Below are 14,544 nucleotides of genomic sequence, written 5' to 3' on the forward strand. Positions count from 1 at the left end.
GGCCCATGTCCCGGGCGATCTGGTGCCGCTGCCGGGGTGTCTGCTCATCGGCGCGGACCAGGGCGTCGTCGGTGAGCATCGGCGTGACCGTGATCGTCGTCGGTGAGCGGGTGCGCTCGAGCGCAAGGTGCCGAAGGGGACTAGCTGGCCGATCTACGTAACCGCATCGCGGCGATCATCGGCGCCGCGATCGGCGCTGAGAGCCAGAGAACCCGACGACTCAGGGCGAGACTGCGGTGTAGGCGCCGGTGAGCATGAAGGGCGGATTCGCTGGCAGTATTCGAGGGTGCCGCTAGAACGGGGTGGTGGAAGCGCAGAAGATGACTTCGGCGTGGAAGACGGGGGCCCGTAGCGCCGAGATGATGTTGAGCGCAGCGCGGTCAGTGCGCATGCGTGTGTTGTCCCCTGTGGCGTGCTGAACCATGGTGGGATGGCTAATTCGATGAGCGTTTCCCATCAGGTGGCAGGTGGCGGTTGTAGAATTGACCCAGGTTGAGGTGCGACAAGCGAGAAAAGCCCGGGGGCTAAGTTAATTGATAGGAGGACCGCGATGTCCCGGATCGTTCGAACTTTGCTCGACCAGGCCGGTACGACGTATGCGGCCGAAGCCGGAATAAAGCTCGCTGATAAGCCCGCCGCCCTATATCGCCTTTTGGTGCTTTCGTTACTGCTTTCCGCGCGAATCAAAGCCGGAATCGCGGTGGCTGCGGCACACCGCGCTTGGGCAGGGGGCAGAGGTCTTGCTCGACCGATACAAGGGCGACCTACGGGCTATGCGCTCGGAGGCCGAGCGTGACCCGCGGGAAATCCGGCGACAGCTAACCGAATTTCCGAACCTGGGTCCCGTCGGAGCCGACATCTTCTGCCGCGAGGCACAGGAAGTCTGGCCGGAGTTGCGGCCGTACCTGGACAAGAAAGCCTTGGACGGTGCGGAGAGACTAAGCCTGCCGAAGGGCCCCCATAGCCTGGCGAGGTTCGTCGAGGACGTCGATCTTGCCAGGTTCGCAGCAGCTCTTGTGCGGGTAACGCTTGAAAAAGGCCTGGCTGACAGTGTGATCGAAGCCTCGACGTAAATGTCCCGGTCTAGAATTTCACCGCCAGGCGTCAATATCGGATGCTTCCTTTTCGCCCCTCGCTAGGGCCGATCTTGGCGCCACTCGTGCGGAGAGGGTGCCGTTGTCGTTCCATGTCGGCGACGGTCGGGCCATCCACTGTTTCCGACGGGGATCGAACGGGTAGCCGTGTGGGCACCTTTCAAGGTGATGTGCGACCGCGCGGCAGGGGTTCGAATGTGGTTGCAGCGCCGTCCAAGCTGCGAGGGGTGGTTGGCGTGGAAGAGCTGCACACCGCGTGGCTGACGCGGGAAGCCTACGACAGGCTGCGCCAGGAACTGCAGCGCCTCTTGGCGCACAGACCTGTTATCGCTGCCGAGATCAATGAACGTCGGCAAGACGGTGATCTCCGCGAGAACGATGCGTACCGCGCGGTCAGGGAGGAACAGGGCAAGGAAGAAGCCCGGATACGACAGCTGCAGCAGCTGTTGCGGGAGGCGAAGATCGAGGAGCAACCAACGGCGCGAGGCCTGGTCGAGCCAGGGATGGTTCTTACCGTCGCCTACGAAGACGGCGAGATGGAGAGATTCCTTCTGGCGACTCGAGCCGCAGGAGCTCAGGGAAACCTCGAGGTTTACTCACCTGAGTCGCCGCTGGGCCACTCCTTACTGGGAGCGAGGGAGGGCGAGACACGCGAGTACGCTCTTCCCAACGGACAAACGATGCGAGCGACGTTGGTGAAGGTCGAGCCTTACCGCGGCTGAAGTGCAAGACTTTCGACTCATCTGCTGGTCTGTCTTCTGCGAGCAGCCCAGAATTGCGTTTCCTCCAGAGCAGACAAGCGAGAGCGAGTGAGTGAGGGCGAGATGACGCATACCGCGACACCCAAAGGCGATCTGGTCGATGTCCTGGTCACTGGCCGCCGTCCCGTCGAGAACGCGTTACAGCGAGGGCTCGTCGATCACATCTTCACAAAGTAAGAGTTGCCGGATGGCGAGGCACTTGCCGACCACGCGGTGGACGCACCCCACCGCCGCGGACTTCGACCGGCCCCTTCGGAAATTGAAAGAGACATTCGGTATTCCGTTGACCACGTTGACGACGAGGAGTGGTATGTGTTTCAGCAAATTCAGCAGCAGAGCTGCAAGCAAGGGGAGTCTCGGAGGCAAGATTACCAAGGCGAAGGAACGGGCACCGGCTCGGCCGTATCCGTTGGCGCCGGACAAGCCGCCTGCGAGCCTGATTCTGGAGGCGGGTGCATAGCTGTCCCGTGCATAGATGTCTCTTCAGGGCAGCTACGTGTGCACCGCAATCCCGCGCAAGCAGCGCATGAGTTTCAACGTGTTGGCTCCATGCCAGTTGCAGAAAATCCGGCGGATGCTATAGGAGCACCGGGTAAGGCGTAGAAGAAGGGGTTCGCGATGTCGGATTGGCCGGATACAGCACGGGCTCAACAGCAGCGCCCTCCGGGGACGACACAGGCAATGCAGCCGCTTCCCCGAGACGAGATGCGAGATTACGTCGGCGCACGCCACCTCTACGGCAAGCGCGCGCTCATCACAGGTGGTGATTCGGGTATAGGACGCGCGGTGGCGATCGCATTCGCGAAAGAGGGTGCGGACGTCGCGATCTCATACCTCGATGAGGTTGAGGATGATGATGCCGAGCACACGGCCGAACTCGTGCGGGAGCAGGGAAGATCCTGCTATCTCCACCGAGGTGATGTCGCCGGTGAGCAGTACTGCAACGATCTGATCGATAACGCCGTTCAACAGTTGGGCGGTCTGGATGTGCTGGTGAACCACGCGGGTACGCAAGCGGCGCAGGACGACCTCGCATCGATCAGCAACGATCGAGCGACAGGACGACATCGGCAACGGGACCTGAGCGATCATTCCTGGTCTTGGCTGGGCGATCGTCAGCCGGGTTTGCTCGACGGTCCGGGCCACGCCTGATCAAGTGAGCGGCCCGTTTCCTGGTCATGATGGAGTTTTAGATCGCATTGTTGATCTTTGTTGCTGAAGTTGCACCCTTGGGCTTTGATACTGGTGAGCCGTTGATACTGGCGTGCTTCTGTGTTTGTTCTGACGTTTAGGCGCATACTGGTGGGCGAGCACGGTGTTCGTCATGCCGCACACCGTTAGGTGCTAATGATTGAGGTTGCCCATGGTCCGAAGGGCATCGACATCCTTGGAGCAGGGGTGCAGCGCCATGACGTGGTTTCCTCGCCTGCTTGGCATCGGAACTGCCGGGGCCGGCGCAGTCGTCGTACTACCTCCAGAGCCCCTCGCGAGTGCCTGTAAGCCGGGTGATTCGGATTGGAACCTTGAACCGAGTACGGCGTTTCGCTGCCGTTGCAGCGGCGTGCGTGCGTCGAGCCGGGACACGCTGCGACCGACCGCAGGGGCCCGTGTGATGGCCGATTTCGGTGACGCAACTGTCCTGGATCTTCTGCCCAGCGATTCGCAGAGGCGGAACATCGTGGCGACGTTGGTAGCCGGCCGAGTCGTGCTGGGCGTTGAGCGGCCTGACCACAGGTTTGGACGCAGCAGACGACGAAGCTGTAAGGCTGGTAGACGACCAGCAAACCTGCGTTCGGGGAAGAGATCACCAAGATGGGCGTGTGACCGACTGGATGGCGCCCGTGCGGTCCTGGGTAAACGATATTGCCGAAAAGGAGATTCGAGATGCGGGCATGTGCTGACTCCGCCAGGAGTTAGCGCTCGAAGGCTTACTATCCGCAAGGATTCTTCGAGAAGCCCGCGTACATGTGGCGCGCGCGAGGGCGTCGCGTGCAAACGTACTTCAACTACATCAAACAGCACATGATGACGCGGATGATCCAGGAGCCGCGAACCCGTGGAGGAAGAGGAGGAGGATGGGGAAGAAGAGCCCGGCGATGCGGACGAGGAGTACCGCGAAGGTGCCGAGGGCTACGTCGAAGACGAGGAGGATGAGAACAACCACGGACGGCGTCGCCGTGAAACTGTGACATCCAGTCGGAGAAGGTGATCGCATGACCATCGCAAGCATGCAAGGCGGCGGCGGGTCCCCGGTGCAGCGGGGAACTGGAGGCACTCTTTCAGATGTAGTCGAGCTAATTCTCGACAAGGGCCTGGTCATTGACATATTCGCGCGTGTTTCGCTCGTAGGGATCGAGATCCTCACGGTCGATGCTCGCGTCGTCGTGGCCAGTGTGGACACTTACCTGCGGTTCGCCGAGGCGACCAACAGGCTGGACCTGGATCAGACGGGCGGCAAAGACCTGCCAGAGCTGATGCAGGGCATGGCTGAGGGTGGTGCCAAAGGTAAGACCAAGGGGGTGATCGACGCCGCCAAGGAAAAGTTCGACGAGTTCCGCGGTGCCAACCAGGACGCTAAGGGGGAGAAGCAGCCCGTACGGCGCCGGGAAGCACGTATTCGGGAGCGTGAATGATGATCACACGCGCAGAACGAGGCGAACAGGTCCAATCAGGACAGCAGGGCAGCATCGATCGCGGCGTGTATGTGTATGGGATCGTCTACCACCGGGAGAACCTTTCCGGAAGCACTACCCTCTGCCGGAGACGACGTGGCAGAAGTAGACCTCGCCTCGTACGGCAAGCTCTCCGCATTGGTCAGCGAGGTAAAACTCTCTCGTCCGCTCGGAACACGCGAGGATTTGCTCGCGCATGACGAGCCGTTGCCACGCCGACCGCGTGGCCTGCCGTCGGGTCTCGGGGGCCGGTGAGCGTCCGGGTGGACGCGGCGGTGACCACGCCCCGGTATCGTGATCTCCATGCAGGGAGTTCAGATCTGCGGGGAGACGGAGGCGCTGAGCTACGGCTCGACGGAGAAGGTCTGGTCGGCGTGCCGGCGCATCAGCGCTTCAGCGTGTTCCCACGGCATCGGGCCGGGGATCGGGTACAGATGTCGTGTCCGGGCGAGCTCGCGGTGGGCCCTGGCGAACACTGCGAAGTCCTTGGGGAACGCCTTGCGATCCACACCGGCGAGTGCGCCGATCTTGCGGGCGCGTGCGGTCAGCTTCTCCCAGTCGTCGATCGGTGCGAGTCCGATCGACTCGGTGCCGTGGGAGAAGAGCATCAGGCGAATTTCGTCGGGTACCTCTGTTCGGTCCAAATAGGAATTCGCTGTGCACAGCGAGCTCGCGGTGTTGAAGGCGAGCCAAAAGGGTATGGAGCCGGTTCGCACCGTCCACCACGGCTCGACGAGCAGAAAGCAGTCGAACTCGAAGTGCGCCACAGGAAACGTCGGGCGGCCTTGGTCGATGAGCGAGTGCCTCTGGTACGTGCCAGCCTGGGGGCATGGTCCGATTCGGATGCACGCTGTTGACCGAGCAGTCCGGGCCTCGGGAACTGGTGGCGCACTCGGCGGCGGCCGAGCGCGCCGGCTTCGACTTCGAGGTGATCAGCGACCACTACTTCCCCTGGCTTGACGAGCAAGGGCACTCGCCGTACGCCTGGAGCGTTCTCGGGGCGATCACGCAGGCCACCGAGCAGGTCGAGCTGATGACCTTCGTGACCGCGCCGATCCTCCGCTACCACCCTGCGATCGTCGCGCAGAAGGCCGCCACCGTCGGGCTGCTGTCCGACAACCGCTTCGTGCTCGGTGTCGGGGCCGGTGAGAACCTCAACGAGCACATCGTCGGTCGCGGCTGGCCACCGGCCAACGTGCGGCACGAGATGCTCGCCGAGGCGCTGCAGATCATCGGTGCGCTGTTCGACGGTGGCTACGTCAACCACGTTGGTAGGCATTACCGGGTCGATTCGGCCAAGCTGTGGGACCTGCCGTCGCAGCGGGTTCCGGTGGCCACCGCGATCTCGGGGGCGCAGTCGATCCAGCAGTTCGCGCCGCTTTCCGATGCGATGATCGCCGTCGAACCGAGTAGCCAGTTGTGCCAGGAGTGGGATTCCACCGCGTCCAACGGCGCATCCCGCAAGATCGGGCAGATCCCGGTCGCTTGGGGGCCCGACCGCGATGCCGCGGCAGCGCGCGCTTGGGAGCAGTTTCGTTGGTTCGCCGGTGGGTGGAAGGTCAACGCCGAACTGCCCGGGCCGGCCGCGTTCGCCGCCGCCACCCAGTTCGTTCGCGCCGAGGACATCACGGCCACTATCCCGTGCGGCCCCGAGGTCGCTCCGATGGTCGAGTCCGCGGCGGCCTTCTGGGAGTCCGGTTACACCGACATCGCGCTGGTGCAGATCGACATCGACGCGGACCCGTCCGGGTTCTTCGACTTCGCGCAGCGCCAGTTGCTTCCCGCGTTGCGCGAAGCCGCGCCTTGATCGGTCGCATCCGTGCTCATGGGACAGTCTGCGTCCGGTGCGAAGGTGCTGATGAGACTGCTCTTCCTGGTACTTCATGCGCCCGAGGTGGCCCTTTCGCAGATCGCGATCGGTACCGACCGCTGTCGTGGGCGTTGCTGGTCCATGTGACGCTGCGGAAGGTGCGCGGGCGATGAGTCGCTCGGTCGGCTCACGGCGGCGCTGGAAGAGACGCCGAGGAATGTCACGCATAGGCCCCGGGCATCGAAGTCCACCATCGGGCGCATCTGGCGAAAATTCGGACTCAAACCGTACCTCGCCGACGGGTTCAAGCTGTCCAGTGACCCGTCTTCGTGGAGAAGGTCGTCGATGTTTTGGCCTGTACCACAACCCGCCGGAGACGGCAGTGGCGTTGTGCGTGGATGAGAAATCCGGGGTGCAGGCCCTGGACACCGGGGCCCGTGGGATGCCCGTTCACCGGGATCTGGACATGGCTGGTCGATGAACTGCCGACCCGGACGCGGCGCGGACTCGGCGCGGTGGGTGGCTGCTGCTCGCCGACCACGACCAGGTGCTGGGCTATGTCTGCCCGTGCACCATCGACGTCACATCGCAGACCGCGCCCACTTCCTCCGGCCGCAACTCCCGGTCGACGAGCGCCACCAGAAGCCGCTCCACGCCCAGTAGAAACCGATGAACTTCCGCCGGCAGCAGCACCTGGGTGTCCGTGCAGAGCACCACGCGGATCCAGCCCGGCACCTTGTCCTCGATGACTATGAAGAAGTCCTCCGCATCCTTAAAGGGGTCCGCAGCGACGACGGTGTCGGCCATGGCCGCACGGACAAAGCCGGCGTCCACGGCCGTGGCGCGTCCCGGCACCTCCCGTGCCGCCCGTATGTCGTTGAAATAGCAGGACAGCGAGAGCTCGGCGCCCCGCTCCCTCCCGGCAGACCGGATCAGCTCCGCGACCTGGTCGGGGTCGTACACACCGTTGCTGTAGGCAGTCATGGACGCGGCCAGCGCGCCGCGCACCACCGCGCCGAAGGTCTCCCCTGTCAGCTCGAGCGTGACCAGGACCTCCTGCTGCAGATTGGCAACCGCACCGCGCAGTTCGGGAGCGAAACGGTTGGCGACGAGCAGCCGGATCGCGCATGCGGGCAGACCGGCGAGATGGCCGAGCAGCAGGGCCACCGCGGACAGCAGGACCGCTGAGGTACTGGTCCGGTACCGGTCGGCGAGCACGGGAAGTGCCATCGCCACCGCCTTGGATTCCATGGCCGCGCTGTAGAACCGCGGTGCGGACGGCTCGCCGCGGCGGTAGGGGAACATCGTGGTCGGCGCCTGCGCGAGCTGTCGCCGCCAGTACGCGTGCGATTTGGCCAGGGCCTGCTGCCCCCGCGGTGAGCGCTCGTAACCAGCCTGTTCGACGGGCTGTCGGCAGGCAGGGGGCGCCGGCGCTGGCAGTCCCGATACACGCGCACACAGCAGCCGGTTCAGTTCGCTGGCGAGGAAGCGTAGCGACATCAGGTCCGCGACAAGGTGCGAGATGCCCAGGGCGGCCAGCACCGGGACGTCGTCGGAGAGGATGATCAGGGAGCGGAACAGCGGCCCCGCCTGAAGGTTGAAGCCGCGGTGCCGCAGGCTCTGCTGCCAGGTGGCGGCCACGGTCTTCGGGTCCTCCCCGGAGCGTACCGGCCGGATGTCGGTCTCGAAAGCGCCGTTTTGCAGCACCCGTTGCATCAGCACTCCCGCCTCGTCCTGGTGGAAGGCCGTGCGCAGCGACTCATAGCGGTTCACCAGTTCCGCGAGCACGGCAATCACATCGTCCACCCCGGCCGGTTCCAGCAGTTCGATTTGGTACACCTGGTCGTAGAACGTCGAATCCGGCATAGCGCGCTGGATCAGCCGCCACATGTCCCGCTGCGCGCAGGTGGCCAGCGCGGTGACGCAACGCTGCCCGGAGAAAGGGACCCGGCGCCGGAGAAATTCAGTCATAGATCTCTTCTTTCAGAATATTGGGACAAGCCGAGGTGATGTGTTCTCATGTGGTGGGATACGTTCCCGCGCTGCCTGTCGCGCGGTCCGAGATTTCGGTGACTGGCCGCTGAGTTAGCTTGGCGTTAAGCTGCCTGTCTTCCTCCTCCCGACCGCCCGCGCGTCCACTTTAGAGCGGCCGGGGATAGGCGCGCGGAGACAGCCCTCTGGTAAGAGATAACCGTCGTGTTCCGGGGTTCCTCGGTGCGAACGCGAGGGTCCGATCCGCCCAGGACCAGGGCGGGCGCTGCCCTTGCCGGGAATCTCATTGCGCCTGTTCATGCGGCATTCCGGTACTCGTGGAGGATGCCGTCGAGGTGGTCGCGCGCTCGTATGTCGAGGCGGGTGATCTGTTCGGGGTCGGTGATTGGTTGGGGGAGTGGGCATAGCGGGCGGGTGTTGGTGAGTGCCTTGATGGTTACCACCCATGAGGCGGACGGTGTGGGTTGGTCGAGCCGAGAATGCGGATGCGGCGGCTTGAGTGCTCAATCACCGCGCGTACGTGCAAGCGCGCGCCCCGGACAGGGTGATCGTCTCGAAGAACTCGCACGTGATTAGTGCGTCTGCTTGGGAGCGCAGGAACCCCCGTGTCGATTCGCTCGCGCCATACCGGCGTGCCGAACGGGACAGGTGTCGGTGTCCCATCGCGGTTGCAAGGCTGGTCTCATTTCGATGCTTGCCTTGGCGATCCGCTCCCGTCGTGCTCGAGCTTGGTGTGGACCTCGGCGGCGGTGTGCGTCCAGGAAGTCGGCTGGCGGTCCGATGTTGAATCTGATGTAGCGTTGTCGTCGGGCTTGGCAACGGTTTCAGCGATGATCAGCGCTGTGCCTGCTCCGGTGACCGAGCGGGCAGAACCGCCGGTCCGGATGTTCGTGCGGGGGTTTGCGATGACAGCGGGGCAACGGTTCGTCCTGGCGTTCACGGTGCGGGGTCGCCCCGATCGCGTGGGCCCGCTCGGGGCCATCGGTGCCGCCGGGGTGGTGTTGCGGTGACCCGGCAACCGGACGTGACCCTCACGCAGCTGCGCTACTTCGTCCAGGCCGCGTCCGTGCTGAGCATGACGAGGGCGGCCGAGGAGCTACGGGTCGCCCAGTCGGCTGTGTCGACAGCAGTCGCCCAGCTGGAACGGCAGGTGGGCACGCCGCTGTTCATCCGCCAGCACGCGCGGGGTCTCGTCCTGACCGGGGCCGGGGAGGAGTTCCTGCGGGATGTGCGAGGGCTGCTCGCGCACGTAGGCGAGGTGCTGGACGCGGCGCGGGGTCGCGGTGACGACGTGCGCGGGCACATCCGGCTGGCGTGCATGGTCACCCTCGTTCCGTTCGTGATGCCCGAGCTGCTCGCGGAGCTGAGCGCGGCCCATCCCGGGCTCGAAGTCGAGGTGCTCGAACTCGAAGCGGCCGCGGTGAGCGCCGCGCTTCGCAGCGGCACGGTCGAGGTGGCGGTGACCTACGACCTGGGGCTCGGGCAAGGGGTGGCGCGCGAGGTCATCGCCGAAGCGCCGCCGTACGTGCTCCTGCCGCCCGGGCACCGGCTCGCCGAGCTGTCAGAGGTCCGGCTGTGCGATCTGGCCGATGAGCCGATGGTGCTCCTCGACCTCCCGCACAGCCGCGAGTACTTCCGCGAGCTGCTGGCCGCAGCTGGCGCGCCGCCCCGCATCGCCTACCGGTCGCAAAGCGTCGAGGCCGTCCGCGGGATGGTCGCCCGAGGGCTGGGCTTCTCGCTGCTGAACCAGCGCCCGGGACTGGACGGCACCTACGGCGGTGGGCGCGTCGAGTCGCGCCCCATCGCCGACGACGTGCCGTCGCTTTCGATGGTGGTGGCGTGGTTGGAGTCGGTGCGGCGCACCGCTCGGGCCCGTGCAGTCACCGACAGCGCCCGCGCGGTCGTCGAACGGCTCAGGTCAGCGACTGGGCGGCTGGGCGAGAGCACTCGTGCCCCGCGCTCCTGATCCGGCGATCTGCGCGCGGCCTGGTCGGCCGGTGCGTGGCCTCGGGTGTCGGTGATCCCGGCGGAGGATCTCCACCGCCGCAAAGCATCGGAAATGGCGATGCATTGGACCTGTTATCTCTGTTTGAGTGATCCCCTGCTAAAGCATAGCGTCGCCTCCCAACAGCGCCGAGGTCATACGCGCTGTTCACGGCAGGGGCGCTCGGCGCTGTCCTGCCGTCGTCCCGCGACGACCGATGGAGGCCCTGTGTCCGAACCCACATCACATTCCGTCGCCGATGCCGTGCTCGACGCGGCCGTCCAGGCTGATTCCGCCTCGCTGCGCCGGAGCGTGGCGGCCGGTGCGATCGGCGTTTTCGTCCACTGGTTCGACTGGGCTGTCTACGCCTACCTCGCCACCACCATCGCGACGGTGTTCTTCCCCGCCGAGAACCAGGTCGCCGGCGTGCTGTCGGTGTTCGCGGTGTTCGCGGTGTCGTTCGGCATACGCCCGCTCGGCGCGCTGGTGTTCGGGCCGCTCGGCGACCGCATCGGTCGCCGGCGAACGCTGTCGATCGTCATCATCGTGATGTCGCTCGCGACGCTCGCGATCGGTCTGCTGCCCGGATACGCGACGATCGGGATCGCTGCACCGATCCTGCTGGTCGCGATCCGGTTGGTGCAGGGCTTCGCGGCCGGCGGCGAGTTCGGCAGTGCGGCCAGCTTCCTTGCCGAGTACTCGCCCCGCGCTCGGCGCGGCTTCGGCGTCAGCTGGCTCGAGGTCGGTTCGCTGCTCGGCTTCCTTGCCGGGTCGTTCGCCTTCTACCTGTTGTCCGTCTCGCTGACGCCCGAGCAGATCACCGAGTGGGGGTGGCGGATCCCGTTCCTAATCGCGGCACCGATGGGTGTGGTCGGCTACGTCATCCGGACGAAGATCGAGGACACGCCGGAGTACCGGGTGCTGGAGGCGACCGACTCGGTGTCGCGCAGCCCGATCACGGAGCTCTTGCGCACCAACGCGCGTCAGCTGCTGCAGGCCGCCGGTCTCATGACGATGATGCACGTGCCCTTCTACGCGGTGCTCACGTACCTGGTGAACTACCAGACGGACCACCTGGGGCACTCCGCCGAGAGCGCCGCTCTCCTCTCGACGTTCGTCTCGCTGTTCGCGCTCGTCCTAGTACCTATGTTCGGTCACCTGTCCGACCGGGTCGGCCGCAAGCCCATCTTGGTCGGCGCCGCCGTGGTCCTGCTGATCGCGGCCACGCCCGCCTACATGCTGATGCAGACAGGGTTGGCCGGCACCGTCATCGCGGGGCTCGGACTGGGGGCGATCCTCTCGGCGATCCTCGGCACCTACGCAGTGTGGGCCGCGGAGATCTTCCCGACCCGGACCCGCCAGAGCGGGTTGTCGATCGCCTACAACGTCACCGCCGCGCTCTTCGCCGGCACGGTGCCGTTCCTCATGACGGTCCTCATCTCCGTCACCGGGAGTCTGCTGGTTCCCGGCCCTTACCTGATGGTCGCTGCACTGATCGGGCTCGTCGCCGCGTTGAGCATGCGCGAGACGGCCGGGAGCAGTCTGCTGCAGGCGCAGGACATCGGGGGCGGTCCCACCGGGTCGTCGGCCGCGCAGTCGGCCGGATCGTCCGTGGACGCGGCCAATTCCTGACGGTCGGGCGGGATAGGGGCGTGCCTGGTCGCGCGGTCCCACGGGCTCGTGGCATCGATTTATCAGATGCAAATGTTCGAAAAGATGCTCTGGCCTGTTGCAGCGGGTTCGCCCAGACTCGGATCGCCGGCGGTCGCGTCTACCGGTGCGGCTCGCTGGGGCGAGAACGTCGGGACTAGTGGAACGGAGGTTCACATGTCGCATTACGAGACCCAGGTCCTCGTAGTCGGCGCAGGACAGGCCGGGGTGGCTATGAGCGAGCACCTGGGCGCACGCGGGATCCCGCATCTGGTGCTGGAGCGCGATCGCATCGCCGAGCGCTGGCGCACCGGACGCTGGGACTCCCTGGTGGCCAACGGTCCGGCCTGGCACGACCGCTTCCCGGGACTGCAGTTCGCCGACGTCGATCCCGACGGTTTCGCCTCGAAGGAACAGGTCGCGGACTACTTCGTCGAGTACGCGGAGAAGATCGGCGCGCCGATCCGCTGCGGCGTGGACGTCCTGCGCGTGCAGAAGAACGTCGGACGCCCCGGCTTTCGCGTGGAGACCTCGGACGGGATGATCGACGTCCGGTACGTGGTGGCGGCGACCGGACCGTTCCAGACCCCGGTCATCCCCCCCGTCGTCCCCGAGCACGCGGACGTGGTCCAGCTGCACTCCAGCTCCTACCGCAACCCGCAGCAACTGCCCGAAGGAGCCGTCCTCGTGGTCGGCGCCGGGTCGTCGGGCGTCCAGATCGCGGACGAGCTGCAGCGCTCTGGCCGGAAGGTCTACCTGTCGGTCGGTGCGCACGATCGACCGCCGCGGCGGTACCGGGGCCGCGACTTCTGCTGGTGGCTCGGGGTGCTCAACAAGTGGGATGCGGCGGCTCCGCCTCGCGGTGCGGAGCACGTCACGATCGCCGTCAGCGGCGCCCAGGGCGGCCGAACCGTCGACTTCCGGGCCCTCGCGGCCGACGGCATCACCCTCGTCGGCGTGACCCGCGCGTTCGCCGACGGCCGGGTGCACTTCGCGGACAACCTGCGCGAGAACATCGCCAACGGCGATGCCAACTACCTGAAGATGCTCGACGAGGCCGACGCCTACATCACGCGCAACGGGCTCGACCTGCCCGAGGAACCGCAGGCACGTACGTTCGGGCCGGATCCGGACTGCGTGCTCGACCCGATCTTCGAGCTGGACCTCGCGGAAGCCGGGATCACCTCGCTCATCTGGGCGACCGGTTTCCGGCCCGACTACGACTGGTTGCAGGTCGACGCCTTCGACGACAACGGCAAACCGCAGCACACCCGCGGCGTGTCCGCCGAGCCGGGGATCTACTTCCTGGGCTTGCCGTGGCTGTCGCGGCGCGGGTCGAGTTTCATCTGGGGGGTTTGGCACGACGCCGCGTACGTGGCCGAGCACATCTCGATCCAGCGCAGCTACCTCTCCTACAACACCGACGCCGATGCCTCCCAACTCGACTGGGATTCCGAACCGACCGTCAACACGACCGGAGCCGCCTGATGCCGACCCACACCCGCATCCGTCCGTTCAACACCCGCGACACCTATCCCGAGCAGAACCTCGACAACGATCTGTGCCAGGCCGTGGTCGCCGGCAACACGGTCTACGTCCGGGGCCAGATCGGACAGGACCTCGACACCAGCGAGTCGGTCGGGATCGGTGACGTCGGCGCCCAGGCCGAGCAGGCGATGGCGAACATCGACATGCTGCTGCGGGAAGCGGGCAGCCGGATGGAACACCTGGTCAAGCTGACCATTTACCTGATCGATCCGCGCTACCGGGAGACCGTCTACCGGACCATCGGCCACTGGACCAAGGGCGTCCACCCGATCTCCACCGGTGTCGTCGTCTCCGCGCTGGCACGCCCGGAGTGGCTGTGCGAGATCGACGCCATTGCCGTTATCCCGGAGGACGACCGATGACCTTCTCCATCGCAGCCAGGCACGACGGGCGCTTCGGGATGGCCGTCAGCTCTTCCAGCCCCGCGGTGGCCGCACGCTGCCTGCACCTGAGGCCGGGTGTCGGCGCCGCCGCCTCGCAGAACGTGACCGACCCACGCTTGGGCGGGCGCATCCTCGACCGACTGGCCGTCCACGGCGATGCCCGGCTGGCCTTGCAGGAAGTCGGCGAGGGCGCGACCGATCTGGGCTATCGCCAGCTGACCGCGGTCGGGTCGGCTGGGCCTACCGCCTGGTTCAGCGGTGAGCACACCCTCGGCACCAACGGTGCCGCTGTCGGCTCGCACTCGGTGGCCGCGGGCAACCTGCTCAACAGCACCGAAATTCCGGCGATCATGGTCGAGGCATTCGAATCCGCGCCGGGTGAGCTCGAAGAACGGCTGCTCGCCGCGATGCACGCAGCGGTCGAAGCGGGTGGTGAGGCTGGGCCGGTGCACTCCGCGGGCCTGGCCGTCGTGGCCGACGTGGAGTGGCCGGTGACCGACCTGAGGGTCGACTGGGCCGAGAAACCGATCGAGGGCTTGACCGAAGCCCTGGAGATATGGCTGCCGCAGCGCGACGACTACGTCCGCCGCGGGCTGCAACCCACGGCCGCGCCGTCGTACGGCGTCCCCGGCGACCTGTAGGAGAAACCC

Annotated in this window: 14 protein-coding genes; 12 read left to right on the forward strand and 2 right to left on the reverse strand. The window is 65.8% G+C overall.

What is annotated here, in order from left to right; translation table 11 throughout:
• The first annotated feature begins 740 nt into the window (after positions 1 to 740).
• The 5 genes from ACWDKQ_RS25845 to gvpJ all read left to right on the forward strand — a co-directional run bounded on the left by ACWDKQ_RS25845 (position 741) and on the right by gvpJ (position 4,488).
• Positions 741 to 1,073: a hypothetical protein gene (locus ACWDKQ_RS25845; RefSeq protein WP_450141351.1), complete on the forward strand. Its 333-nt coding sequence runs from the start codon at positions 741 to 743 to the stop codon at positions 1,071 to 1,073.
• A gap of 257 nt (positions 1,074 to 1,330) precedes the next feature.
• The gene (greA, locus tag ACWDKQ_RS25850; protein ID WP_450141352.1) at positions 1,331 to 1,816 is read left to right on the forward strand and encodes a transcription elongation factor GreA; all 486 of its coding nucleotides are present in this window, start codon (positions 1,331 to 1,333) and stop codon (positions 1,814 to 1,816) included.
• 657 nt (positions 1,817 to 2,473) lie between these two features.
• Positions 2,474 to 3,007, forward strand: coding sequence for an SDR family NAD(P)-dependent oxidoreductase (locus ACWDKQ_RS25855; RefSeq protein ID WP_450141353.1), 534 nt, complete (start codon positions 2,474 to 2,476; stop codon positions 3,005 to 3,007).
• Between the two features lie 904 nt (positions 3,008 to 3,911).
• Positions 3,912 to 4,064, forward strand: a complete 153-nt coding sequence (locus ACWDKQ_RS25860; RefSeq protein WP_450141354.1) for a hypothetical protein — start codon at positions 3,912 to 3,914, stop codon at positions 4,062 to 4,064.
• Positions 4,065 to 4,068: 4 nt separating this feature from the next.
• Positions 4,069 to 4,488 (forward strand): gas vesicle protein GvpJ, encoded by a 420-nt coding sequence (gene gvpJ, locus ACWDKQ_RS25865; protein WP_450141355.1) that lies wholly within the window; start codon positions 4,069 to 4,071, stop codon positions 4,486 to 4,488.
• A 383-nt stretch (positions 4,489 to 4,871) separates the two neighbouring features.
• Here gvpJ and ACWDKQ_RS25870 read toward each other — a convergent pair whose 3' ends face one another.
• Positions 4,872 to 5,135, reverse strand: a complete 264-nt coding sequence (locus ACWDKQ_RS25870) for a hypothetical protein (RefSeq protein ID WP_450141356.1) — start codon at positions 5,133 to 5,135, stop codon at positions 4,872 to 4,874.
• Between the two features lie 221 nt (positions 5,136 to 5,356).
• Between ACWDKQ_RS25870 and ACWDKQ_RS25875 the strand changes: the two genes are divergently transcribed.
• Positions 5,357 to 6,334, forward strand: coding sequence for a TIGR03557 family F420-dependent LLM class oxidoreductase (locus ACWDKQ_RS25875; protein ID WP_450141357.1), 978 nt, complete (start codon positions 5,357 to 5,359; stop codon positions 6,332 to 6,334).
• Positions 6,335 to 6,892: 558 nt separating this feature from the next.
• On the opposite strand, the gene ACWDKQ_RS25880 is transcribed toward ACWDKQ_RS25875, so the two are convergent.
• Positions 6,893 to 8,308 (reverse strand): condensation domain-containing protein, encoded by a 1,416-nt coding sequence (locus ACWDKQ_RS25880; protein WP_450141358.1) that lies wholly within the window; start codon positions 8,306 to 8,308, stop codon positions 6,893 to 6,895.
• A gap of 851 nt (positions 8,309 to 9,159) precedes the next feature.
• Here ACWDKQ_RS25880 and ACWDKQ_RS25885 point away from each other — a divergent pair.
• The 6 genes from ACWDKQ_RS25885 (at position 9,160) to ACWDKQ_RS25910 (ending at position 14,535) form a co-directional block, all read left to right on the forward strand.
• Complete coding sequence (locus ACWDKQ_RS25885; RefSeq protein WP_450141359.1) at positions 9,160 to 9,339, forward strand: hypothetical protein; 180 nt, start codon at positions 9,160 to 9,162, stop codon at positions 9,337 to 9,339.
• Positions 9,336 to 10,295, forward strand: coding sequence for a LysR family transcriptional regulator (locus ACWDKQ_RS25890; protein WP_450141360.1), 960 nt, complete (start codon positions 9,336 to 9,338; stop codon positions 10,293 to 10,295). The genes ACWDKQ_RS25885 and ACWDKQ_RS25890 overlap by 4 nt, the downstream gene beginning before the upstream one ends.
• A gap of 246 nt (positions 10,296 to 10,541) precedes the next feature.
• Positions 10,542 to 11,945, forward strand: a complete 1,404-nt coding sequence (locus tag ACWDKQ_RS25895; RefSeq protein ID WP_450141361.1) for an MFS transporter — start codon at positions 10,542 to 10,544, stop codon at positions 11,943 to 11,945.
• A 195-nt stretch (positions 11,946 to 12,140) separates the two neighbouring features.
• A complete protein-coding gene (locus ACWDKQ_RS25900) occupies positions 12,141 to 13,451 on the forward strand; it encodes a flavin-containing monooxygenase (protein WP_450141362.1) in 1,311 nt (436 codons plus the stop codon).
• Positions 13,451 to 13,873, forward strand: a complete 423-nt coding sequence (locus ACWDKQ_RS25905) for a RidA family protein (protein WP_450141363.1) — start codon at positions 13,451 to 13,453, stop codon at positions 13,871 to 13,873. Before ACWDKQ_RS25900 ends, ACWDKQ_RS25905 begins: the two co-directional genes overlap by 1 nt.
• Positions 13,870 to 14,535 (forward strand): DUF1028 domain-containing protein, encoded by a 666-nt coding sequence (locus ACWDKQ_RS25910; protein WP_450141364.1) that lies wholly within the window; start codon positions 13,870 to 13,872, stop codon positions 14,533 to 14,535. The genes ACWDKQ_RS25905 and ACWDKQ_RS25910 overlap by 4 nt, the downstream gene beginning before the upstream one ends.
• Positions 14,536 to 14,544 lie beyond the last annotated feature (9 nt).

Source organism: Saccharopolyspora sp. NPDC000995 (assembly GCF_053599315.1).

Coding starts and splice junctions, on each gene's coding strand:
- ACWDKQ_RS25855 (WP_450141353.1), top strand. CDS start 2,474: ATGTCGGATTGGCCGGATACAGCACGGGCTCAACAGCAGCGCCCTCCG.
- gvpJ (WP_450141355.1), top strand. CDS start 4,069: ATGACCATCGCAAGCATGCAAGGCGGCGGCGGGTCCCCGGTGCAGCGG.
- ACWDKQ_RS25870 (WP_450141356.1), bottom strand. CDS start 5,135: ATGCTCTTCTCCCACGGCACCGAGTCGATCGGACTCGCACCGATCGAC.
- ACWDKQ_RS25875 (WP_450141357.1), top strand. CDS start 5,357: ATGGTCCGATTCGGATGCACGCTGTTGACCGAGCAGTCCGGGCCTCGG.
- ACWDKQ_RS25880 (WP_450141358.1), bottom strand. CDS start 8,308: ATGACTGAATTTCTCCGGCGCCGGGTCCCTTTCTCCGGGCAGCGTTGC.
- ACWDKQ_RS25885 (WP_450141359.1), top strand. CDS start 9,160: ATGATCAGCGCTGTGCCTGCTCCGGTGACCGAGCGGGCAGAACCGCCG.
- ACWDKQ_RS25900 (WP_450141362.1), top strand. CDS start 12,141: ATGTCGCATTACGAGACCCAGGTCCTCGTAGTCGGCGCAGGACAGGCC.
- ACWDKQ_RS25905 (WP_450141363.1), top strand. CDS start 13,451: ATGCCGACCCACACCCGCATCCGTCCGTTCAACACCCGCGACACCTAT.
- ACWDKQ_RS25910 (WP_450141364.1), top strand. CDS start 13,870: ATGACCTTCTCCATCGCAGCCAGGCACGACGGGCGCTTCGGGATGGCC.